This is a genomic window from Lysinibacillus sphaericus, from assembly GCF_001629735.1.
Taxonomy (GTDB): domain Bacteria; phylum Bacillota; class Bacilli; order Bacillales_A; family Planococcaceae; genus Lysinibacillus; species Lysinibacillus pinottii.
This window is the reverse complement of the sequence record NZ_CP015224.1, coordinates 4546448-4569840: the sequence shown is the minus strand read 5'-3', so window position 1 is coordinate 4569840 and position 23393 is coordinate 4546448. Positions and strand designations below refer to the sequence as shown.

The window sequence follows — 23393 nt, the reverse complement described above, 5'->3', positions numbered from 1 at the left end:
TATTGTTAAACATTTATATTGCTTTGATTATGACACGATGCCCATCTTACAGCTAGGGGAATAAGTAACATATTTTACCGTTGAACAGCCTATTTTATGACTATTTAGTGATAATTTCTAACAGATGATTCTGTCTTAAAGAAAAGAGACCATCTTGGTGGATGGTCTCTAATAGTGTCTAAATTTGTCCGCTGTTTCCCTGACCAAATTGCTGTTGTCGATTAATGCGAATAACTTCCTTCCACGTATCGCGGAATTCCGTCACTAATCCTTCTACTTCTTCAATAATGGCTACATCATTTTGAATGTTTGCCTCGACTAGACGATGATTCATATATTCGTAAAGAGGTAGCATTTGTTTCGAAATCTCAATATCCATATTAAGCGTTGCCATTAATTCACTTATAATTGCCTGTGCCTTAATAAGATTTGTATTTTTTTCTTGGATATTTTTTTCTTGAATAGCTTGTTTCGCCTTATTCAAGAATTTTAAACATCCATTATAAAGCATTAACGTCAGCTCTCCTGGAGAAGCAGTGGTTACACTATTTTGTTTGTACGCATTTTGTGCTGTTAAATTTGCTGCCAATAAAGGACAACTCCTTTGAAAGGTTACTTATTTACTAGTTTAAACCATTTTCCGAAGAAAAGCTATTTGATCAATTACGCCCAAGCGTAATTGTGTCGGGATTTTGAATTGTGATAGCACAATTCACTTCTTTTAAAAATCCTTGACATACGCCTGGGCCTTATCTTCATTCAGCTTGCGGCTTCCACCACACTGAATGAAGATAAAAGTTCAATTCTTTTTGTCGTAATACATTCCGTCCATCACACGAACATTGGAGTAAGGGTTGAAATATTGCTGTTCACTTTTTTTTGTTTTTTGTAGGTTTGCCATGTCTTGTTTAACTGCATCCATAACAGCTGCTAATCGTTGTTTTATGCCCTTATCTAACTCTAACAGAGTACGATGAATACGATTTTGTTCATCGAATTGAAAACCTTCTTGTTTCAAGCCTTTAATAATTGTTTCACGCTTGTCCAACATGGTATTAATTGTTTCAATATATTCGTCACGTTCTTCACCATTTGGAATGTCACCTAAATGCTTAAATAGATTAGCGGACACCTGTAATAGTTGATCTGTTTGATACATTATACTCTCCTATCTAATAAAGAAATCCTTAGCCCTGCATGAACATGCTTGATTGTTGATTTGCTTTATTAATAGCTTGCTCCATTGCTGTGAATTGTTTCCAGTATCGTGCTTCTATATCCTCTAGTTTTCTTTTCCAAGTACTGATTCGACTTTCTGTATCCACTAAATTTTTTCCAATTGCATATTGAGCGTCGGTCATCGTAGAGCGGCCTGCTTTTTTTTCAATAGTAATTTCAAAAGTTTTCATCGATCCACGAAGTTTATCTAAATAACCGCGTGTATCGACTGTTTTTCCGTCTACGACATCATCCTTTTTACCTTCACTATTTTTAAAGAGTTTTTCAACTGCATCAGGATCTTCTTCCAATACTTTTCGTAATTTTGCTTCATCAATTTCTAAAGTACCGCCATCATTATAATTTTTTGATGTTGTAATCCCAATACTAAAGAGGGAATTATATTTTGAGTCAATACCAGGATTTGATTGGTATACTAAAGAACGCATACCTGCAAGCCCTTCACGAATAAGAGTGTCACCTCTTAATAACCCACTTTTCGCTTTTTCTTCCCAAAGCTTAATCTCACTTTCTGACATCTCTTCTCTTTGTTCACTAGTCAACGGTGTATAATCACGATATTTTGTTTCTTTCGTTTGATCATTTAAATCTTTGATAAAACCGTTATAAGTAGTGACAAATTCCTTAATTTTAGCCATGATGTCATCCACATCTGTTGTGGAAGTCATAGTGACCGCTTGTGCTTGTGGAGCAGCATTTACTTTATCCTCGTCAACTACTTTACCGCCACTACCATCATCCTTTAAAATACCTGCTGCAGTTGCATCTGCTGTTGCTGCTTTTTCGGTATTAGTGGCCTCTGTTAAACGAGTTTGAGCTGCTTTTTCTTCAGCAACTGCAGTTAAATACTCGGAGCGCTTAATATTTTGATCGGCTAAATCATAAAATTGACCTTTTTTTTCTGGTGATAAGCTATTCCAAATCTCTTTTTGTTTTTCTGTTAAATCCTCAACCTTTTTAGTACCTTCTTGCAACTCTTTAATTAACGCATCGCCTAACTGACTATACTTTTGTTTGAAATCGTCAGCCTGAGCTTTTTCTTGATAAGTTTTTAAAGTTGCTGAATCTGTTGCTATTAAATTAGTTAAATCATCTTTACTTAAAGATTTTAGCGCATCTTTGACTTCCTTTGTAAACTCCGGATTATCATCTATATCTTTATGAATTTTTTCAATTGAATCACTGCTGTTATATGAGAAACGTTTTAATGCATCAATGGCATTTTGATCAAAATCTTTTAATTTTACACCATATTTTTCGTATTCCGCTTGAGCTTTAAAATCTGTAAGCTGATCTTTGTTTGTAAATAAAACATCTAGGGCGCTATTTGATAAACCTTTTAATTTTGCTTTACTTTCATCACTTAAAGTACTTCCATCAATATTGTCTTTGATTCCTTGTACGGATGTCTGGTTTTTAATGAAATCTATTTCATCTGTTGATAAATTTCTCCATGCATCATTTCCTAGTTTGTTATATTGCACTTGTTGTGACAAAGATAAAGTATTACCAAAAGCGTTTTTATACGCAGTTTCATGGTTAGCGGTATAACTATTAATATCACTAGCACCATAAGCATTTTGTTTTGTAATAAGATTTGCTTGCTTATTTGCTAAATTGGTAGTAGCATTTTTTAATTCTTCCACAGCAGCCTTATATTTATCTGCAATCGTTTGGAGGCCATTAAATGTATCTTTTAGCGTTACATTATAGCCTGAAATAGTAAATGTATTTGTTGTTCTTTCTGTAGCTATGCCATTTACAGTGAAAATAGCATTTTTTCCTTCTGTATTTTGAACTTTATTAGGATCAGCAAACCCTAACTTGTTGAAAATATCTAAACCACCTACAACTTTGATTTCATCATCACCTTTAACATCACCAGTGTTTTTGGCAGTAAAGGAGAATCGACCATTTTCAAATACAGCACTTATTCCTGCATTACTAGAATTCACTTTACTAATAAATTGATCAACTGTCATATCAGAAGTAATTTCAATCTTTGTTGCTTCACTTGCTAATTTGCCGTTGGTTTGGATGGCTTTAAATTCTATAGTTCCTGTTGATGCAAAATCGGATATTTTCGTAGTTCCTACAGCATTAACCTGGTCACCAACTTTACGAGCTGCTGTAGCTAATTGAGAAACACCCTCAATTGACAGTGTTCCCGCAGCACTTCCTGTTGCAGTTGCAGTTACTAAGTTAGAATTGGAACTAGCTGCTGTTTTAGAAAGAAAGCTTTTTAACACTAGATTATCTGCAATGTAAGTATCGAATGTTTTTAATTTTGTATTAACACTGCGATAAGCGTCACGTTGCCATTCGTATGTTTGTTTCTTTTGATATAATTTGTTTAATGGTGCTTTTTCCGCATTCATTAATTTTTTTACCAGTGCATCTATATCCATTCCTGAAGCTAAACCGCCGATTCTATTTACCATTATATTTCCTCCTAAATATTCTTATATTTTTTCGTCCACGATCATTCCTAATAACTTTTGCATCTCATAATATGCATCTAAAAGTTTTTTGGGAGGGATCTCTTTTACGACTTCTTCTGTTTGGGTATCAACAACTTGTACAAAATATCGATCTAAACCGTCATGTAACACAAATTTAGAAGCATTATGATTGATTTGTAAAAATTCATTTACAGTGTCTACTGCATGTTGCAGCTTCTCTTTAGATATTTCTTGTACGTCAGCAGTAGGTAGATTTTCTACTTGTGATTGCGTTACTAATTGAGCTTTACTAGTAGTCGTCATCGTAGTTTCCTCTTTTACTGTTTTCTTCGCAACAGTAGACGACGCTGCAGTTCCTACATCTGTAGATTGTCCTTGAGCTGCAATACGCATAATATGTAACCTCCTAAACTTTTCTTATTCTTATATTTAATATCGGAAGTTTTTAGGAATGTTTGACTCTTTCTACTGAAGTACTTTGATTTGTTTGTATACTTCAAAGAATGGCCTCTCGTTCAAATAATTCTTTCTTGAACAAGAGGCCATCTATTCTATCCTATTTAATTTTAAATTATCTCACTGTATTTTTATTTTACGACTGTAATTTTATTGCTCTTTGAATAGTTATATCTACATATTTCTCTAATTTATCAATAAATTGTACTGATACATCTTCTAATGTATTTAAGTCTAATAATTGCGCTTCATAATGTTCTAAATCAACTAATCCATTGTCAGTTACATTAGATTTAGTCTTAAATCTAAAAATATGTTCAGCATCTGTAATAGCAACTAGATAAGGTTGATTAGGGTGTATTGTTTCCGTTGTGGCTGTACCACGCCCGTTACCTCCAAAATCTTTTAATACAACACCTTCATTACTATCTAACTTAATGTCAGCAAGTTTAGCAATTGTAGGGTAAATATCAAGAATTGAACATAATTCATTACTAATTTTCCCTTCAACTTTTCCACCTGCCAACATAAATGGGACCTTACGTCTTGGTTCATGTAAGAGAAAGTCGTCTTCTTTTAAATAAGTTTGTCCATGATCAGCTACTAAAGCGACAATAATATTTTCTTTGCCAAAACTTGATTCAAGGTAACTATATAATGAGGATAAATGTAAATCTACTCGCTTTAATTCTGATTCGTACTTTTTAATTTTATTTGGGTCATAAGGAGATAATACAGATGTAGCACCAAGATTTTTATTTTGTCTATATTTTGCTGACACATTTACCTGACTCATTAAATCATTATTAATTTCATCAGCTACATCATGTAAATCCATTAAGCTTATCCATAAAAAATGATTGTTATTTTTGAATGTCTCTAAGTGTTCGATTGCTTCCGCAACAACTTCTCCAGCTGTAAAGCCGCCTGTATAGTTTTGATATAAGATTCTATCCATCCCCTCTAAATAACCATAAGTAGGTGTAACCCGCCAGTCATTATTTATTTGGGTAGTCATATATCCATTCTTTTGAAAATCCTTAGTAAATAAATGATTATGTTTATTTAACTCAAAATGATTTGAAGGATGGTAAAGGCCGTGCTGTAAGGTAGTCTTGCCGGTATATATGCTTGCAACACTTGGTAATGTCCAATCTCCTGTTGTATAGCAATTATTATTTATATAACCATTTGAGAAAAAATTATATGTATGTGGCATTAAATCATTTAACTTTTCTTCTATTACACTATTTGCTAATCCATCTACAAAAATAGTTATTATAACTTGCGCAGATTTTAATTTAGGCTTCAAATTAACTGGTTTAGCAACAAAAAAGAGTTTACTAGACGTTACTTTATATTTACCAACATCCGCAAATGTAAAATAATTAAATTGGTTAGTCCTTAACACATTTTTAGGAAAACAAAAATTAATTTTCGGGCCTTCCACTAAAATATCATCATATTCTTCAAACAATGCTACTGGTAATGTTGTTTCATTATTAATTTCAAATGAAAATGAATCAGTAGCTTTCCCTTGTAACAATTCAGTTTTAAAATAGTAACGTGAATTTATATCTATATCCTTGACGTCCATTGATTTATACATTTCCGTAAAGTATTCATTGTCAGAAGAATCTTTTACAATTTTTTTAATAAGACTTTGATTAAAGCGATTAACTGGATACGTTCTCTCGTCTCCTTCATGAAGAATCATTTGTGTATAATTTAAAATTGAATGTAGCTGTTCAGGTATTAATGTAGAATCATTTTTTATTATTTTTATTATTTTATTAAGTTGATTTGCTACTTCTTCACTATCTTCGTCACAACTCGCTAACTTTAAACATCGTGCAAATAACCATAAGCTATGGATTTGTTCTCCAATTGCACTCTTTAAAGTTGCCAAATTATAAAAGATTTCAAATGAAAATGGGAACTCCTTTATTGCCTCCTCTAATAAGGTTATTCCTTGTTGATACTCATGTATTAAATAGTAGTAATTGGAAAATAAGGAATAATAAGCTTCATTTCTTATAATTATTTTATCTAATTTTTCTTTAGCTTCTGTAAATTGACCTTCATTTAAGAGATACGTAATTTCTTCCTCAAGCTTTTTAATAGCAGTTATTTTAACATCTTTCAAAAATATCACTCTTTCAATATTAAAATATTATTAGTATTATTTAAAGAATGCAGTTAAAATCACTCATCTAGTTCTTTTTAATAGCCATTCTTGCTAAAAATGGGTTTTCATTTTTATAAATTGAAAGTCCTCTACCTTTTGAAAATTCTTGAATTGAAAACCCTAGATTTATTAATTTGGTAATTAGCAAATCTGTATCTATATATCTTCTATAATGATTATCAAAAACTTTGTCTAATTCTTCATCTTCTTTTGTTCGAAACTCCGAAACTATTTCACATGGAATTTGAATATTCTCGAGAATGCTTTCAAAAATCAAATTTTCTGTTTCATCTGTAATTGCATGTAAGAAAAACCTAGTATAAAATAAAATATCCTTTTCTTGCGACATTGAAATTTCATTTAATTTAACCATTAATTTTTGAACTTCATTCTCATTACTTAAATCAACACAGTCGAAATGCACTTTATTATTTGTATTCAAATATTTTTTCAACGTGATGTTATTATTTTTTATTACTTCTTCTGATCCATCAATACCGATTACTTCAAAACCATTTTTTGCAAAATAAAAAGTATCATTCCCAGTACCACATCCTAAATCAATTAGAATTGTGTTTTTTATCATTCGTTCTTTTTTTCTAAAAATAAACTCACTAAAAGTTGATGATTCTGTTAAATTCACTCGTTTTTTATAAAATTTTTCCCAATACTGTTTATTTATATAATTCATAAAAAATTCTCCATTCTTTTTTTTTTTCGTATTTTCACCTCTTCTTCTCTTATTTCAAACTATCCAAATATTTATATTTTTTGAAAATTTGTTTATTTTCATTAATTTGAATTAAGCCGTTTATGTATAAAAAAACGATACTTAATTACTAATCATCACAAACATATGTCCCATTGTAGTATAGCCAGAATCCTCCATACCTTTACGAACGCCTTGAAGATAAGAAGAATTATGTTCAATTGCTTTTGCAAGTTGTTGTATACATTCAATAGCCATTTCTTGCGTTAAATTTTGTTCGTTTGAAGCCATTCCAATCATATGTAATTTAATAAGTGTAAAGTGAATAACAAGCATCATATAGCTCTCAAACATTGAATTGTAATTAAACGGAAATAGGTTTTTAAATATATAGTTGACAATATAATTTTCAAGTATATAACCCTGCTTTTCCATGAATGGTTCATAATAATCTAGATAGCTTTGATTATATTTAGCAATCGATTTATCCATGTCCTGTACTTCTTGATTGTCATCTTCATCTAATAATAATCCTTCTAATAGTTGAGATAGAATAGATAAATATTTTTCCGATGACACACCTCCAGCAGACATACGATAACGTATTAAATCTCGAGCTAAATTTAGTTGAAAAATCAAGTTCCCTTCAATATTTTTTAAGGATTCAATGAATTCTTCATTATCTAAGCGATTTAAATAATCTTCCATTATTTCAGGTAATTTTTTTTCTAATTCAGTTTGATTTAATTGCTCAATTTTTTGTATAAACAGACCCAAAATAATTAATCGGATTTCTATAGGTTGTTTACGACTCTGCATTAGTTGAATAGTAAAAACTCTTAAATCCCAAAATAAAGGATGCTTATTTAAATTAATTTCACCACTTATTAATCCTCGAGTATCTTTAGGCTCCTCTGTCTCAATAAAACCTAAACCTTCTTCACGTAATAGAACAACTCTTGCTGCCTCAGGGCAAGATAATGTTAAACTTTTTTCTACAATGGAACCTACTTGTGTAAATTGTCTTGGATAAGTAGCACAAGTATTACATAAAAACTGTTCTCCCAATTCTTTATGAATACTACATAGGCCATCCTCCAACATCATATGACAGTTCTTATTTTCGTCTAAAAGTAATTTTGCGTAACTCGAATCATCCTGTTGATTTCGATTACGTTTTACATAGCGTTGTAACTTCTCACTTATTTCTGGATGTTTTACTTTACGATAATTTTGATAAGTCTTTTTATCTACTGTAATATTCCACCCTGCACAACAAGTATCCTCACAAGCACCACCAATACAACTAAACTCTTCAAAATACTCTGGTATTAAAATTGGTCTCATATTTGCACATCCTAATTTTTTCTCATTTTAATAAATACTTTACATTAGAGTTTCCGTATAAAGATATTCACAAATCTTAAAATCTTCTTCTGTATCTATGTCGAATGATCTCTCAATTGGCATAACATAAGCTATAGTTTCATCTGTAATAAAGTTTCTCGTTTGTTTTAAAAGATTAATATTTGCTAAATAGATTGCTCCATTTAAAGTATATACTTTTGGCAAATCTTGACGTCTTGTTATTAAAGATTGTTGTTTCAATAATGGTTGCATTTTAGCACAATTATCTAATGTATACATCCAATATGGGGATTGCTCTACCTCACATACACTAACGCAAAATTTGGCTTTTTCTTGTAAAAAATACTCTATACATCCATCTATATCTTCAACTAAACGCAGGGGAGATGTTGGTTGTAATACAACAACATAATCATAGTCAGCAAAATGTTCTAATGCATGTAGAACTGGCTCAATTCCAGCAGTATTATCTTCTGCTAGATTAGCAGGTCTTACAAAAGGAACATATGGACCAAATTTTTGAGCAATCTGTAAGATTTCTTTATCTTCTGAAGAAACTATGACTCTATCAATATATTTGGACTTATTTGCTTCTTCAATTGTCCATGCAATTAACGGTTTCCCTGCTAACTCTTTAATATTTTTCCGTGGCACACTTTTTGAACCTCCGCGTGCAGGGATAATTGCTAAAACTTTAGGCTTCATTTAAAAGCTCCTTAACCTCATTATTTGCTTTATTAAAATCATCAATTTGCCCAATATCTAACCAATATTCTCTAATTGGGAAAACAGATGTTTTACTATTTTTTTCTATTAATTTTTCAAACAGGGAAGGCATATCATAAAACTCATCCTGTGGAATATAGTCAAGTACATCAGGATTTAATAAGTAAATTCCGGCATTAACAAAGCTACGATGAATCGGTTTTTCTTTAATTGTCACCAAATCGGTACCGTTTGTTTCAATAACTCCAAAAGGGATTTGATATTCAAATTCCCTTACACACATTGTTGCTACTGATTCATGCTCCATATGGAATTGCATTAGTTGATCGAAATTAATTTGTGTGAGCAAATCTCCATTCATCACAAAAAATGGTTTCGTAGGCCTTTTTTTTAATAATGAAAGTGCTCCAGCAGTCCCCATTTTCTTGTCTTCCTCGATATACTCAATCGTTACATCAAATGCTTCCCCATTTTGAAAATAGTCCTGGATTACCTCTTTTTTGTAATTAACAGAAAAAATAAAATTAGTATAGCCATATTGCTTGAAACCTTCTATTATTGTTTCTAAAATCGGCTTATTTCCCACTCTAAGCATTGGTTTTGGTGTATCGTTTGTTAATGGTCGCAACCTTGTACCTAATCCGCCAAGCATTAATACAACCGTGTTTTTATTTAATGTAGTTTCAATATTGTCCGCAAAAAGTATATTGATAATTCTATTATTCTCATCTACTATAGGTAACTGCTTAAGCATTTTTGATTTCATTAATTGCTTATATTTATGATACCTTTGACCACTTTTTGCAGTTATTGGATTTGGGTTCATAATAGATGTAATTTTCACATCAAGACCTTCACCTCGCAAAATGCCACGGCGAATATCTCCATCTGTGACAGTTCCAAGCAAATGTTGTTCTTCATCTACAACTACTGCAAATTGCAAAGAAGAATTATCAATAATTTTCATAGTTTCTAGTAAAGTATGATTTTGATCAACTAGCGTTTTTTGCCATTTTTTCATATAGTTACACTTCCTTTGCAGGTACGCCAACTGCTTTTACGCCATTTACAAAATTACTAACCACAACAGCCCCTGCACCAATTAAACAATTTGATCCTATATGAATGCCTTGAATAATTGTTGCCCCTGTTCCGACATGTGTTCCTTTTTCTATATGGACACTGCCTGATATTTTTGTGCCTGGCGCAATATGTATATGGGAACCTATTTGACAATCATGATCAATCAGCGCACCGGTGTTTATAATACTATTATCGGCAACTATTGTATTCGTTTGAATAATAGTACCAGCCATTATTTGAACACCTTGTCCTAATTGGACGGAAGGAGCAATAATGGCTGAAGGATGGATGACAGATTTAAATTGATACGTTTTTTGCGTAAATTTATTAAAGATTTTTTCTCGCAATGGGGACGGTTTAATTGTTCCTATGGCGAGTACTAGTTCAATGTCTGCTGGATTATATTGTTCTATTACCTCATCAGATCCTAAATAAGTTAAACCAAAAGCATTCTCTTCTGTAGTCGGTGCAGTAAATCCAATAATTGTTTCCTTCTGTGATAATAACATTTCAGTTAATACGGAGGCATGTCCACCATTTCCAATCATAATAATCAGCTTATTCATCAATTAGCTCATCCTCTTCATATGATTTTGAAGCAATTTCACCGATAAGAGACCAGTATTTAGAAGGTTGCATACCATCTCCAGGTCTTTTTACAGTTAAATTATCAGTAGTAAATACCTCACCTACATTTATAGGAGTTTTAGCAATAAGGCTTTTTCTGACAGGAATCCTATTTTTAATCTCTACAGAGTTAGGTCTTTTAATTCCATCTCCCAGTGCCAGCTCTACATCTCTAATTCCTTTTATCATGGACTTTAACTCTCCTGGATTTAAGGATGCAATATGATCAGGCCCTTCTAGTGTTTTATCTAAAGTAAAGTGCTTTTCTATCACTTTTGCGCCCAAGCTAACAGCTGCAATGGGTATATTAATACCTTCTGAGTGGTCTGATAACCCAATTGATAAGTTGAAACTCTTCTGCATTTCAGTCATTGCATTTAAATTAATAGAGTCCATTGGGGCTGGATATTGTGTAGTACAGTGTAATAATGTGACATATTTATTTAGCGCTTCTTTTGCTTCCGTCGTAGCATAAAAGCTGTATACCTGCTTAATCGTAACAGGTTCCATAGATTTCACTAAACCATAAGCTATAAATGCTAATGCCTCATGAATCTCTTCGACAGTTGCCATTCCAGTAGATAAAATTATTGGTTTTTGTTTTGTCGCTATATAATGAATAAATGGTGCGTTCGTTAATTCGCCTGAAGGAATTTTAGCTGTGGCAATTGCAATTTCATCTAGTAAAAAATCGACACTTTCAAAGTCAAAAGGTGTCGATAGAAATTCTATTTGCTCTGATTGACAAAACGATTGCAATTCAATAAATTCATCATAAGTTAATTCTAGCTTTTTCAACATCGCAAATTGAGATGAAGCCTCACCTAAATTTGCGACTTGATATGCAGCTTGCTGCGCTTGCTTTGTTACTAAGTTTTCAGCTTTAAACGTTTGAAATTTTACCGCGTCAGCTCCTGCTTCTTTTGCGACCATCACTAGCTCTTTTGCCATTTTTAATGACCCATTATGATTGACACCTGCTTCAGCGATGATATATGTTTTATTGTTCATAAATCATAAAACCCCTTTTGAATAGAAAATGAAGGTAAGCTGCGTAATACTGTCATTATTTTTTCCGATACTTTGCCATCGCCAAATAAATGTTCATATTTATCGCTAAACTTTCTAGCCTTTTCAATAGTATGATAAATATTTCCAGCATCCATCTTTGTATTAAATACTGAATTGGGATGCTCTCGTCCTTCTTGACGGTTTCCACAATTTACAGTAGGTGTCTCTAAATAAGGGACTTCAATTAATCCACTCGAAGAATTCCCAATGACAACCTCAGCATTCTTTACTGCACTTAAATACTTTAATTGACCAAGTGAATCAAATATTTTAGCATTACTATGTTTTAATATGAATTGTTGAATAGCCTCATTAATTAACCTTCCTCCATTATCAGCATTCGATTTTGTAAACACCAAATTAATATCGGAATAATTTTCCAAAGATTTTAACAATTCGTAGATCCCATTAATATGACCATTCGTTTCAGGATGATAAGTTATTAAAAACATAGGTTGTTGCTCATCCAGTTGAAGTTTTTGAAATAGTTCCTGACGCGTCAGCAGATTTAAATTTACAATATTTTCTATACCAAGAGCACCGACATTAAAGACACGTTCTGGAGATTCACCTAATTGAATAACACGTTTGCGGTGAGATTCTGTACTTGTAAAGTGCCAGGTAGCCATTTTTGTAATGGAATGACGAATTGCATCATCATACGCACCAAAAGTACATTCTCCTCCATGTATATGGGCAATCGGTATTTGCATAATAAGTGCTGTTTGAGCAGCAGCTAGCATTTCAAATCGATCACCTAAAATGATAAGTAAATCTGGTTGTAAACGGTTAAAAGCGTCTGCGAAACTAATTGCGGCAAGTCCAATTGATTTCACAATGCCAGTGGAAGAGTCCGCAGATAACAGAATTTCTATCTTTTCATCAATGAAAAAACCATCATTCTCAATCTCTTTATATGTACTTCCAAACTCTGGCGATAAGTGCATACCCGTTACAACCATCTGTAAATCAATTGCTTCATCTCGTCGTATCTTATTAGCAATATTTGACAGTAAACCGTATTCGGCTCTCGTACCAGTCACAATACAAATTTTACGTTTCATCGTGATCCCTCACTGATTGGTGTGCTAGGAATATTGACAACTCTTCTATTCAACTGTTCTGTCACATTTAAATCTGATTTCGGACAGTTTTGATAAATTGCTAAATGGTGCATCGGTGTCCAAATCGGACGGCTCATTACACCTTGCTCATTTAAAAAGCTTAATACCTCATCACGATTAATCTGCTCATCAAGGAGAATAGTCTGTAACCAATAATTGCTTCTAGTATTTTCAGGCTCTTTAAATAAATGCACGCCCTCTAAATTACTTAACCATTGCACATAGTGTTTGGTTAAATTGCGTTTTTGTTGAATAAACGTTGGCATTTTTTCTAATTGCGCGCAACCTAGCGCTGCATTTAAATTCGGCATGCGGTAATTAAATCCGATTTCATCGTGCTCATACGCCCACCGATGTGGGATTTTAGCAGTCGTTGTTAAATGTTTTGCATAGTCAGCTATCGCATCGTCATCTGTCACAATCGCACCGCCACCGCCAGTTGTCATTATTTTATTGCCGTTAAAGCTGATGGCACTTACTTTTCCAAAGCTACCTGTATGTTTTCCTTTATAATAAGTACCCAATGATTCTGCTGCATCTTCAACAAGCGTCACATTATACATATCACATACTTTTAGTAAACCTTCTATATCAACCGCATGACCGAATGTGTGCATTGGTACAAGCGCAGAAATACGTCTTCCTGTGTCTCTATTATAAAGCTGGTTGTTTTCTGTTGTTCCAATTTGCTCTAGGTAGATTTTTAATTTATCTGCATCAACACCTAAAGTATGAAAGGAAACATCTATAAAGTGAGGTACTGCACCCAAATAAGACACGGCATTGGCTGTTGCAATAAAAGTAAGAGAAGGCATTAATACTTCGTCTTCCGCCTTTACGCCTGCAATTTTTAATGCAATATGTAATGCAGCTGTACCATTTACAACAGCAACAGCACGTTTAACGCCCACAAAATTTGCAAGGTCTTTCTCTAAACGATTCACATAAGCTCCAACTGAGGAAACCCAACCTGTTTTGATACAATCCGTCACATATTCAACTTCTTTTTCATTAAATGTTGGCTCATGTAAAGGCACAAACTCTTTACCGTAAAACTGTTTTACATTATTCGCAAATTCCGACCATTGAGTATTCATATATTGTAAACATCTGCCTTATATTGAGATAAGTTTTTAGGATTTGTAAACCATTCTATTGTTTCTTCAAGACCTCTATGGAAGCCCTCTTTACCACCATATTGTGGTTCCCATCCAAGTAGTTCCTTCGCCTTTTTGTTTTCAGCCCAAAGACGCTCGACTTCACTTTTTTCAGGACGTAGGCGGTGCTCATCCGTTTCGATTGTTAAATCTACACCCATAATATCTGCAATCATTTGTGCAGTTTCACCAATAGAAATTTCGTAATTTGATCCAATATTAATAACTTCCCCAATTGAATTAGTAGATTCCATAACAGAAATAAATCCGTTAACTGTATCTTTTACATAGTTAAAATCGCGTGTAGGGCTTACAGCACCAAGCTTAATGTTCTTTATGCCACTTGCCAGTTGGCTAATAATTGTCGGGATTACAGCACGAGCTGATTGGCGAGGCCCATATGTATTAAACGGACGAACAACCGATACTGGTGTATCAAATGAGCGGTAAAATGATAATGCCATTTGATCAGCGCCTATTTTTGATGCAGAATAAGGTGATTGCCCTTGTAACGGATGCTCTTCATCTATTGGAACATATAACGCTGTTCCGTATACTTCACTTGTAGAAGTATGAACTACCTTTTCTATACCTAACTCTTTCGCTGCTTGTACTACATTTAAAGTCCCTGTCACATTAGTATCTACGTAAGTTGCAGGAGAATGGTAAGAATACGGGATTGCAATTAACGCTGCTAAATTAAGAACATGCGTACAACCCTTCATAGCTTCTTTCACACCATAAGGATCACGAATATCTCCTGAAAACACATCCAACGATGATTTAATTTCTGATGAAGACTGATCTAACCAGCCCCATGAATTAAATGAATTGTAATAAACAAATGCACGAACATCATAGCCTTGTCGTACTAATGTTTCTGTTAAATGTGAGCCTATGAAGCCATCTGCTCCGGTTACTAAAATCTTTTTTTGCTTCACACTTATCCCTCTTCTTCTAAAAAATTATTGATTTTTCGCTATTAATTGTACAAATTCCTCTTCATTTATCAAAGGAACATTTTTTATTTTAGCTCCTTTAATAGCCGTGTTAAATACATTTACTTTTGTTTTATCCATTTTTTGATTATACCAATACCAAAACACTTGAAACATAGATGTTGTATGGATAGTACTTCCATCATTGGCCTCTATATTTCTTAAAAAAATATCATTAGAAGCATCTCTTCCCGAGGTAGAATCTACTGCATGTGTTTGATTACCTGCGAACCCCAAATCTTGACCAAATAACACTATAGTTTCATAACCTAAATATTCAAGTAAACTAAACGCTGTTGTTCCTACAGATCCACCTGTTTCAATTAGAGGTATATTCCGCTTCTTAGCCTCTTCCTCCGCTAATTGATACCCTTGTTGAAAAAGTATATATCTCTTGCTACCATGTTGAGCTACGGTTTTAGAGTTTGCAGTACATAAATAATACAACTCTCCCTCAAAATTTGAATCTTGAAACTGAGGTATAGTTTCATCATTAGCATCTGACAAGACTGCAGCTTTTGGTGTAATTCCATTTCCCAACATCTTTTTTAATACTGCTCCTACAACAAATATATCCACTTGATATTGGTACTTTTTTAGCCAATGTATTGTATCGTTCAGGGATGGCCCTGCGGCAACTAGACAACCAATACTACGCTGCTTTTTTACTTGAATAATTTCGTCAGCTAAATTCATATTACAAGTGAAATTTTCTTCCATTTTACTTGAATCTCTTTTAAGAGAAAGTTGATTTATTTTTATCGTTTCTAAAATTGAAAATAATGGATGCCTTTGGCCAATCCCCTTAATCCAAGCATTTGGAAGTAAAATTTGAACATTATCTTGTAGTTCTGTTTGATTCAAGTCATGAACTATATGTACATTTCCTTGATTCCACCAGTGATCAGTATTATGAGCTAAAAATAATTCGTATTCATGTTTATCAAAATAATATACCGTCACGGTTTTATTTTTACATTGGCTAACAAGAGCATTTAAATGATAGCCTAACCCTAAACCAATTAATACGTAACTTTTTGCTTCTGAATTAATCTCAGCATTTAACCAACGGAAAGCGTCTTCCTTTGGTCGGTATTTACTATAGATAAAGACTCCATTTAACTGTAATGTAGGTTCTCCATTTTTAGCTTTTTCTACTAGCCATTGCAACTTATTGTACCGTACCTTTTGCACTAACTACTTCTTCAAAAAAAGGTGCGATTTCGTATTCAAACATATCAGCAACTAATACATAATCTTGTTTTTCTAATCCTTCGTTTACTTCTATTAAAAACTCCTGTATTTGTCCAATATTTAATGCTGCGTGTGCTCCATTTTTCATCAAAAGATCACTTGCTTCAGAAAGCCAAAGTACACCTTCTGAAAAATCTTTAATTGCTATTAAAGCATTATTTAGTTTGTCCTCCCGTAAATAGTTAGCAATATATATAGCCCCATCAGGTATCTTCTTCACATAGTCATTATAACTTTCTATTAGTTCTTTAATCTCCATTGTTATTCCCCCATAAGCTTTTCAGCTTCTCTAATTGTATCTTGTGTATACTGAATAGATTGTTCAGTAGCCTTACATAGTCTGTCATATAACTCTCTATTCTGTTCAAACACACGTTGATATGTTTGTTCTGGAGTTTCTTCTCCTTTTGCCTCATAATTCGTCATAACATCTAATGTTATTGGATCATTAATACGCTCCATAACTACTTTTTTCATTAATTTTGCTACCTTAATATCTACTTCGTCTAACGTTTTTAAAATACTAGGAGCAAATTCTGTCGTTAAAGTATTTTTTTCTAACGCCTGTTGAGCCAACTTTAACTCTAAAATAATATTTTTATATATTCTAATCTCCTCTCTTGCACTACTTATATACTTGGCTAAATCCTTTTTGTTCTCTTTTGCATTATATAATTTCACTTCACAACTTCGATCTACAAATTGACGACAAAATTGTCCAAAGGATTTTTGCTGTATATTTACTATCTTCACCCCTCCCTCTGTACAATTGAAAATGGTATTAGGGTCTTCAATTTGTTTCATTATTTCCTCAAAGCTTTCCTTCATGGAAAATAATGAGTAATCTGTCATCACTTTATCACCATAGTAACCTTCTATTTCAAAGGCACCTTGAAAAGCTAGAAATGCACTATCAGCTGCTTTTAAATGCTTATTTCCCTCGGCATGAGTCTTACCCTCAGTATAAGCTAAATCCTGCCCTATTAAGGCTATTGGACCTGTAGATAGATAACGAGCAATACTTAATGCGAAGTTTGCTACCGATCCACCTCCTAAAATATTAGGTAATTCGATTCCAAGTGTCTTATTCACATGCTCCTTATACTTATTTTCCCTAGTATCTAGAAAAGCATATTGTCTATTTTTAAAATTTTGTTGTATTTTATAATGACTAGTCGAAGCATACATTAGCTCAGCTGACTTTACTTTTAAATCTTTAAAGTGAGACTCAAAATTTATTTCAGAGCCGTCAATTGTAATAATATAATCAGGTTCAATATTATGTGTCATTAAAGTATTTACAGTTGAACCTGCAGCAATTAATATAACATTTTTTCTAATACCCTTCAGCGTATTAAGTTGTTTAGTTAATGACGGCCCTCCAGATGCTACTACCACTGGGCAATCGTAAAACTTTTCCAATACTTTTAAAGAACCATTAATATATGTTGGTAGCATATTGCGAATACTATTTTCCTGCCAGGTAACACTTAAATCCCTAACGGTATTATTGTAAACCACATTTAAACTTTGAATATCTTTCACCTTTTTTAGAACATTCACATATAAAGAGGAGAAGATCTTATCATAGTTTGGAGCACAAATTACATTAATTTTTCTACTAAAAAAGCGTAGCTTTCCGTCAATTGCTTCTTGAATTTCATCTAAATTATTTCCAAATACAATATCATATTGTTTAGTATTATATTTATCAAAAGTAGTAATTGGTTCAATAAATAATATTTTTTCATTACTTATTTTTTCTTTTACTAACGCATTTGCAAGATAGCCTTTTCCATATCCAAAAATAACATTAATATATTGTTTATTAATTTCTTTCTTAATCAAACTTTCTGCTTCTCGTAGAGGATTATATTTACTATGCAATAAATATCCATTAACTTCAAACGTTTCATTGCCGTCTTTTGCAGTTATACTTTTTATATTTAGTAATTCCATAAATCTATCAATCACCTCACTTTGTATATCGGCATTCTTTTAAAAAAATAAAGAAGGCCCTCTCAATAAATAGAGAGAGCCTTCTTCTTAATCATTTAAAGATTATTGTAATAATTGTAGAACACCTTGTGGTTGTTGGTTAGCTTGAGCTAACATAGATTGAGCAGCTTGCATTAAGATGTTATTCTTAGTGAAGCCCATCATTTCTTTAGCCATATCTGTATCACGGATACGTGATTCAGCAGCTGTTAAGTTTTCAGAAGTAGCACCTAAGTTGTTGATTGTGTGCTCTAAACGGTTTTGTACCGCACCAAGTGCAGAACGTTGTGTAGATACTGTTTCTAGAGCTTTATTGATCGTAGAGATTGCTTTGTTAGCTACAGATTGTTTGTCAATCTTAACTCCACTTACACCAATACCTTTAGCACCCATATCTTTGATAGTTAAAGTAATGCTTTGGTCTTTGTTAGCACCAATATGGAATACTTTACCTTTAAAGCTGCTGTTTAATAATTTTTGAGTATTGAACTCTGTATCTGTTGAAATACGAGTAATCTCAGAAGTTAATGCATCTACTTCTTTTTGAAGTGCATCACGGTCTGTAGATACGTTTGTATCATTCGCAGATTGTACTGCTAATTCACGCATACGTTGTAGGATTGAGTGTGTTTCGTTAAGAGCACCCTCAGCAGTTTGGATTAAAGATACTGAATCTTGAGCGTTTTTAGTAGCCATATCAAGACCACGGATTTGTCCGCGCATTTTTTCAGAGATTGCTAAACCAGCAGCGTCATCGCCAGCACGGTTGATTTTGTAACCAGAAGATAACTTCTCAAGGTTTTTAGATGCTTGTGTGTTGTTGAAAGCTAGGTTACGGTGTGTGTTTAAAGCTGAAATGTTGTGTTGAATTCTCATTTGGAATTCCTCCTTGAATGTTTGTTTTGTTATTCCACATCCGTGTGGAATTTAGGAATAGGTAGTATGTATATACTTCCTGCCCCCTACAAACTATATATCGTATTTAGCTGGAAATGTTTAATAGTTTTTTAGAAATTTTTTTAATTTTTTTATGTAATAATTTTAAACAACTTATATCAATTATTTTTCTTCAATTGCTCTAAAAAGTTTGTTGTTGAAGAAAGAGCTTCTTTATTTTGAGCTTGTATTGCTTCAAAAACTTCCGAACGATGTACTTTTACCGTTTTTGGGGCAACAATACCTAGCTTAATTTGCTCGCCTTCTACGGCTAAAATCTTTATTTCAATTTGCTCACCAATCATGATCGACTCATCTTTTTTTCGCGAAAGGACTAGCATTATTTCGCACTTCCTTCCAATGGTTGCATTGGATAACGTAGAGGAAAGGCTTTATTGTCTTGGAGAACGATTTGCTTGCCTCGTTTTTTAGCAATATTTAAAATAACGGGTGCTAACAAGTTAATTGTAGAGTCTTGAAATGTCTCTTTCATTGTTACAATGGCGTATGCAAGAACATCTTCTTGTTTTTCAATTTGTAATTGCTCACGATCTTCTTCGCTAATATCAAAGCTATAATCTTTTTTGAATGCAAATGGATAGGCAACAACAAAGCCAATTTCAACATGTTGAACAGATTGAAGTAACGCGAGAGGTAAGTCTGCATCGATTGGAAGCAAAACGAACTTTCTTTCTTCCTCTAAACCTAATAAGCCATGTTCAAACGTCAAAATATCTTGATTGGCAATTTCAACTTCTCCTAAAAATTTAGTAGCAATTTTCATTTATAAACTCTCCTTTAAATGATGACATCTATGTCAACATCTGGTCTTTGTATCATTGTACCAGTTACTTTTCCTGGTGTGTATTCATGTATAGGTTTGTTCACTTTGGCGTCAATTACTGGTTCTCTTCGTTGAATATTGATATCCGTTGTACCTGGAGTGAAATTAATTTTGACGGATCCTACGGATGGTACAAATTTGACATTGAATTGTACACGATGTGGACCGTGGTTTTGCTGAGCGATATTTTGAATTACTGCACGCCCTTGATCTTTCCCTGAATTCTCCATAATTTGTCGTCCTTCTCTTGCTCTTCGTGCCATTCCTTTTAGCGCCTCTTGTTTCCCTTTTTCAGCATAATTTGCACTTGATTCTAAGGGACCGATCATTCCTATGTCTCTTCTTGCCTGTGAGGAGTCAATCTTTAAAACACTTCTCGTTGTATTTATATCTAAAATAGCGGCTGGCTGTTCAATATGCTGTGTCGCTTTTGGTTGTTCAATATACTGCTGAGGTTTACCAATATGAAGATCAATTTTGGCATCGATTGTACGAATTTGTATTTGTGGTAGCCTCACAATACTAGCTCTCCTTTCAAGAAAAGCGTTTGAACAAGGTGTCCAAACGCCTAAATGATATTAACGGATAAAATCCACTAATGTTTGCTGAATTATTTTAGAACCTACTGAAAGTGCAGCCTGATGAATAGATTCATGTGTTACCATTTCAGTAATGGCCTTTGCATAGTCAACAGACTCATTATCTCTCAATTGCTTTGTTACGTTAACCTCACGTACACCCAAACGATTTTCCATCATTTCTACACGATTTTGTCGTGCCCCGATGTCTGCCTGTGCTTCTAAAACTTTATTATGCATGGCTGTAATATCATCATTTGTAGTTGATGAGGATACTCCACCTAGCATGCTAGCAATTTCTTCACCTGTTTTGGTTGGATCGCCTAATAAATCCGAAATTTTCCCCATCATATCATCTATATTATTAAATAGATCTTTCCCTGGGGTATTCACAGAAAGCTGGATACCATCATATATTTCTACTTTTACACTCTCTTGATTAGTATTTGGGTTTATGGCACCTCCTATAAACAAAGGCTCGTTAGTTCTAGTTCCGCTAAATATGTAACTACCACCTATATTCGTATTCCCTACATCCTGTAATTGTTGGCGAATTTGGTCAATTTCTTTTTTTATTTTGTCGCGATCCTCTGATGTATTTGAATCAGTGGCTGCTTGAATAACTAATTCGCGAACTCGCTTCATTTGCTCGCCAACCTGGTTAAGAGATTCATCTGTCGAATCTAACCAGCTACTTGCCGTAATCGTGTTTCGAGTGTATTGCTCTACTTTAGCCAAATCACGACGATAGCCCATACCCTTTACTGCAATAACAGGATCATCAGATGGACGAGTGATTTTTGAACCCGAATTGATTTGATCTTGAAGCTTAGACATTTTACCATAGCTGATATTTAAATTGCGTAGCATGTTACTTGATAGCATAGATTGTGTTACACGCATCTTGTAAAAAACCTCCTTCTTGTCAGTTGGAGAAAGTTGTCTCCATTAATTACTCTTGATTTCTTTCTATCGTTATAATCCAACTCGGCCCATGCCGTTAATAATTTTATCCAATGTTTCATCGACAACCGTAATCATACGTGCATTTGCATTGTACGCCTGTTGGAAAGTAATCATATTTGTCATTTCTTCATCTAGCGAAACAGCACTTACAGAATCACGGCTTTTGGAAACCATAAGAAGCTGGGATTCAGAAGATGCCGCTAAACGTAATGCTTCTTCACCATCTACACCAACTTTACCGACAATCGCTTGATAGAATGACTGTAAGCTTGCGTTATCTATATCTGCATATAATTTATGCTGCATATTGGCAAGTTCATAAGCATTTTTACCATTTCCTTCTTCTGTCGGGTTAGCCGATGCTGCTAAAAGATTAGGATTTTTTAAGATATCCTCATTAACCTTAATTCCACCTGCACCTGTTCCTTCAAAGAAAACGCCACCTGGTTTCGAAGCATTGATGATGTTTCCATTCGCATCTTTTTCTTCAAGGGTATAACCTTTTGCATGCTGCGCATTGAATTCTTTAATAAATGCATTAGCCAGCTGATCTAATTTTTGTAAAGTTTCCGAGTAGTATCCTTTAATATCGCCGCCTGCACTTTGATACCCAAACGAATTAATGAGTGAAAGTAATTTCCCTTTTGATGCTTCAAAGTCTTGCTGTTTAATGGCCGTTTGTGTACTAGTGACAACACCTGCTTCGTGCGCATCTAGAGATTCCAATCCTGTTAATTGTAATTCAGAGAAAGAGTTTGTAATATCGTCGCCTGTCACCTTCGTGCCATTCGTACCCATTGCTGTAAATTGAGCAAAATCTTTACCGTTTACTAAATCTCTGACAACACCGTCTGCACCTTTAAATGTAATTTTTAAGCTGCCCTCTGCAACCTCTGATGCTAAACCACCAGAAGGAATACGTTCAATTGATACGGGGATATACTCATTTAATTTATCAACTAGAGTATCACGAACATCATATAAATCATTTGGTACATGTCCACTAGGTTCAACCTCTTGAATTTGTTTATTAACAGCAGCAATCTGTTTTAGGATGGTATTAATTTGAGTTGTCGAAACATTAAGCTCATTTCCAATATTACCCTGAATCATTTTCAATTGTTTATCAAGATAATTAAAGGATTCAGCTAAGTGCTCTGCACGACTAATAGCTACTTGACGTGAAGCTCCATCTGCAGGCTTAGTCCCCACATCTTCAAGTCCCTTCCAGAACTGTTCGAAAGCTTTATCTAAACCGAATTCTGAAGGTTCATTCATAACATCTTCCATTTGAGCAATGGCATTTGTTCTAGATTCCCAGTACCCTAATTTATTCGTCTCCTGACGATATTGGCGGTCAATAAATTCACTGCGAATACGTTGGATAGACCCCGCTTCCACCCCAGTACCAAGATGTCCTGGATAGGTTGGTTGGTTTAATCCAGCGGTTGGAAAACCAGGTGTTGCCTGCATATTTACTCGTTGGCGTGAGTAACCTAATGTGTTGGCGTTGGAAATATTATGTCCTGTTGTGTATAAAGCTGTTTGTTGTACGAAGAGGCCGCGTTTACTTGCTTCTAGACCCATAAATGTTGAGCGCATGTTTCTT

General features: G+C 33.8%; 23 protein-coding genes. All 23 read right to left on the bottom strand.

Going from position 1 to position 23393, the window contains the following annotated elements; translation table 11 throughout:
• Window positions 1-178: 178 nt before the first annotated feature.
• Window positions 179-589 (bottom strand): flagellar export chaperone FliS, encoded by a 411-nt coding sequence (gene fliS, locus A2J09_RS22155; RefSeq protein ID WP_012292914.1) that lies wholly within the window; start codon window positions 587-589, stop codon window positions 179-181.
• Window positions 590-799: 210 nt separating this feature from the next.
• Window positions 800-1159: a flagellar protein FliT gene (locus tag A2J09_RS22150; RefSeq protein ID WP_012292913.1), complete on the bottom strand. Its 360-nt coding sequence runs from the start codon at window positions 1157-1159 to the stop codon at window positions 800-802.
• Between the two features lie 28 nt (window positions 1160-1187).
• The gene (gene fliD, locus A2J09_RS22145; RefSeq protein WP_012292912.1) at window positions 1188-3680 is read right to left on the bottom strand and encodes a flagellar filament capping protein FliD; all 2493 of its coding nucleotides are present in this window, start codon (window positions 3678-3680) and stop codon (window positions 1188-1190) included.
• A 21-nt stretch (window positions 3681-3701) separates the two neighbouring features.
• On the bottom strand, window positions 3702-4094 hold the full coding sequence (flaG, locus tag A2J09_RS22140; protein WP_012292911.1) for a flagellar protein FlaG: 393 nt from the start codon (window positions 4092-4094) through the stop codon (window positions 3702-3704).
• A gap of 199 nt (window positions 4095-4293) precedes the next feature.
• Complete coding sequence (locus tag A2J09_RS22135; RefSeq protein WP_231112980.1) at window positions 4294-6312, bottom strand: sulfatase-like hydrolase/transferase; 2019 nt, start codon at window positions 6310-6312, stop codon at window positions 4294-4296.
• A gap of 58 nt (window positions 6313-6370) precedes the next feature.
• Window positions 6371-7036 carry a class I SAM-dependent methyltransferase gene (locus A2J09_RS22130; RefSeq protein ID WP_012292909.1) on the bottom strand — a complete coding sequence of 222 codons (666 nt, stop codon included), beginning with the start codon at window positions 7034-7036 and terminating at the stop codon, window positions 6371-6373.
• Between the two features lie 141 nt (window positions 7037-7177).
• Window positions 7178-8401 carry a flagellin lysine-N-methylase gene (gene fliB, locus A2J09_RS22125; protein ID WP_036160838.1) on the bottom strand — a complete coding sequence of 408 codons (1224 nt, stop codon included), beginning with the start codon at window positions 8399-8401 and terminating at the stop codon, window positions 7178-7180.
• Window positions 8402-8440: 39 nt separating this feature from the next.
• The gene (locus A2J09_RS22120) at window positions 8441-9127 is read right to left on the bottom strand and encodes an acylneuraminate cytidylyltransferase family protein (protein ID WP_012292908.1); all 687 of its coding nucleotides are present in this window, start codon (window positions 9125-9127) and stop codon (window positions 8441-8443) included.
• Window positions 9117-10169, bottom strand: a complete 1053-nt coding sequence (locus tag A2J09_RS22115) for a nucleotidyltransferase family protein (protein WP_012292907.1) — start codon at window positions 10167-10169, stop codon at window positions 9117-9119. The genes A2J09_RS22120 and A2J09_RS22115 overlap by 11 nt, the downstream gene beginning before the upstream one ends.
• A gap of 4 nt (window positions 10170-10173) precedes the next feature.
• Entirely contained in the window at window positions 10174-10797 is a 624-nt protein-coding gene (locus tag A2J09_RS22110) for an acetyltransferase (RefSeq protein WP_008178832.1), read from the bottom strand.
• Window positions 10790-11869: an N-acetylneuraminate synthase gene (gene neuB / locus A2J09_RS22105; RefSeq protein WP_008178834.1), complete on the bottom strand. Its 1080-nt coding sequence runs from the start codon at window positions 11867-11869 to the stop codon at window positions 10790-10792. The genes A2J09_RS22110 and neuB overlap by 8 nt, the downstream gene beginning before the upstream one ends.
• On the bottom strand, window positions 11866-12993 hold the full coding sequence (gene neuC / locus A2J09_RS22100; RefSeq protein WP_012292906.1) for a UDP-N-acetylglucosamine 2-epimerase: 1128 nt from the start codon (window positions 12991-12993) through the stop codon (window positions 11866-11868). Before neuC ends, neuB begins: the two co-directional genes overlap by 4 nt.
• Window positions 12990-14150, bottom strand: coding sequence for a LegC family aminotransferase (locus A2J09_RS22095; protein WP_012292905.1), 1161 nt, complete (start codon window positions 14148-14150; stop codon window positions 12990-12992). The genes neuC and A2J09_RS22095 overlap by 4 nt, the downstream gene beginning before the upstream one ends.
• Window positions 14147-15151, bottom strand: coding sequence for an NAD-dependent 4,6-dehydratase LegB (locus tag A2J09_RS22090; protein WP_012292904.1), 1005 nt, complete (start codon window positions 15149-15151; stop codon window positions 14147-14149). Before A2J09_RS22090 ends, A2J09_RS22095 begins: the two co-directional genes overlap by 4 nt.
• A 24-nt stretch (window positions 15152-15175) precedes the next feature.
• Window positions 15176-16402, bottom strand: coding sequence for a motility associated factor glycosyltransferase family protein (locus tag A2J09_RS22085; RefSeq protein WP_233499891.1), 1227 nt, complete (start codon window positions 16400-16402; stop codon window positions 15176-15178).
• The gene (locus tag A2J09_RS22080; protein ID WP_008178846.1) at window positions 16380-16721 is read right to left on the bottom strand and encodes a DUF8042 domain-containing protein; all 342 of its coding nucleotides are present in this window, start codon (window positions 16719-16721) and stop codon (window positions 16380-16382) included. The genes A2J09_RS22085 and A2J09_RS22080 overlap by 23 nt, the downstream gene beginning before the upstream one ends.
• Window positions 16722-16723: 2 nt before the next feature.
• Window positions 16724-18421 (bottom strand): motility associated factor glycosyltransferase family protein, encoded by a 1698-nt coding sequence (locus A2J09_RS22075; protein ID WP_036160835.1) that lies wholly within the window; start codon window positions 18419-18421, stop codon window positions 16724-16726.
• 102 nt (window positions 18422-18523) lie between these two features.
• On the bottom strand, window positions 18524-19336 hold the full coding sequence (locus A2J09_RS22070; protein ID WP_008178849.1) for a flagellin N-terminal helical domain-containing protein: 813 nt from the start codon (window positions 19334-19336) through the stop codon (window positions 18524-18526).
• Window positions 19337-19515: 179 nt separating this feature from the next.
• Window positions 19516-19737, bottom strand: a complete 222-nt coding sequence (csrA, locus tag A2J09_RS22065) for a carbon storage regulator CsrA (protein ID WP_036160832.1) — start codon at window positions 19735-19737, stop codon at window positions 19516-19518.
• Entirely contained in the window at window positions 19737-20180 is a 444-nt protein-coding gene (gene fliW / locus A2J09_RS22060) for a flagellar assembly protein FliW (protein WP_008178852.1), read from the bottom strand. Before fliW ends, csrA begins: the two co-directional genes overlap by 1 nt.
• 14 nt (window positions 20181-20194) lie before the next feature.
• Complete coding sequence (locus A2J09_RS22055; RefSeq protein WP_012292900.1) at window positions 20195-20758, bottom strand: DUF6470 family protein; 564 nt, start codon at window positions 20756-20758, stop codon at window positions 20195-20197.
• A gap of 60 nt (window positions 20759-20818) precedes the next feature.
• The gene (gene flgL, locus A2J09_RS22050) at window positions 20819-21721 is read right to left on the bottom strand and encodes a flagellar hook-associated protein FlgL (RefSeq protein ID WP_012292899.1); all 903 of its coding nucleotides are present in this window, start codon (window positions 21719-21721) and stop codon (window positions 20819-20821) included.
• 72 nt (window positions 21722-21793) lie between these two features.
• Complete coding sequence (flgK, locus tag A2J09_RS22045) at window positions 21794-23386, bottom strand: flagellar hook-associated protein FlgK (RefSeq protein ID WP_012292898.1); 1593 nt, start codon at window positions 23384-23386, stop codon at window positions 21794-21796.
• Window positions 23387-23393 lie beyond the last annotated feature (7 nt).

Coding starts and splice junctions, on each gene's coding strand:
- A2J09_RS22150 (WP_012292913.1), bottom strand. CDS start 1,159: ATGTATCAAACAGATCAACTATTACAGGTGTCCGCTAATCTATTTAAG.
- A2J09_RS22070 (WP_008178849.1), bottom strand. CDS start 19,336: ATGAGAATTCAACACAACATTTCAGCTTTAAACACACACCGTAACCTA.
- fliB (WP_036160838.1), bottom strand. CDS start 8,401: ATGAGACCAATTTTAATACCAGAGTATTTTGAAGAGTTTAGTTGTATT.
- flgK (WP_012292898.1), bottom strand. CDS start 23,386: ATGCGCTCAACATTTATGGGTCTAGAAGCAAGTAAACGCGGCCTCTTC.
- A2J09_RS22095 (WP_012292905.1), bottom strand. CDS start 14,150: ATGAATACTCAATGGTCGGAATTTGCGAATAATGTAAAACAGTTTTAC.
- A2J09_RS22080 (WP_008178846.1), bottom strand. CDS start 16,721: ATGGAGATTAAAGAACTAATAGAAAGTTATAATGACTATGTGAAGAAG.
- fliW (WP_008178852.1), bottom strand. CDS start 20,180: ATGAAAATTGCTACTAAATTTTTAGGAGAAGTTGAAATTGCCAATCAA.
- A2J09_RS22075 (WP_036160835.1), bottom strand. CDS start 18,421: ATGGAATTACTAAATATAAAAAGTATAACTGCAAAAGACGGCAATGAA.
- fliD (WP_012292912.1), bottom strand. CDS start 3,680: ATGGTAAATAGAATCGGCGGTTTAGCTTCAGGAATGGATATAGATGCA.
- A2J09_RS22115 (WP_012292907.1), bottom strand. CDS start 10,169: ATGAAAAAATGGCAAAAAACGCTAGTTGATCAAAATCATACTTTACTA.
- A2J09_RS22130 (WP_012292909.1), bottom strand. CDS start 7,036: ATGAATTATATAAATAAACAGTATTGGGAAAAATTTTATAAAAAACGA.
- neuC (WP_012292906.1), bottom strand. CDS start 12,993: ATGAAACGTAAAATTTGTATTGTGACTGGTACGAGAGCCGAATACGGT.
- A2J09_RS22120 (WP_012292908.1), bottom strand. CDS start 9,127: ATGAAGCCTAAAGTTTTAGCAATTATCCCTGCACGCGGAGGTTCAAAA.
- flgL (WP_012292899.1), bottom strand. CDS start 21,721: ATGCGTGTAACACAATCTATGCTATCAAGTAACATGCTACGCAATTTA.
- neuB (WP_008178834.1), bottom strand. CDS start 11,869: ATGAACAATAAAACATATATCATCGCTGAAGCAGGTGTCAATCATAAT.
- flaG (WP_012292911.1), bottom strand. CDS start 4,094: ATGCGTATTGCAGCTCAAGGACAATCTACAGATGTAGGAACTGCAGCG.
- csrA (WP_036160832.1), bottom strand. CDS start 19,737: ATGCTAGTCCTTTCGCGAAAAAAAGATGAGTCGATCATGATTGGTGAG.
- A2J09_RS22110 (WP_008178832.1), bottom strand. CDS start 10,797: ATGAATAAGCTGATTATTATGATTGGAAATGGTGGACATGCCTCCGTA.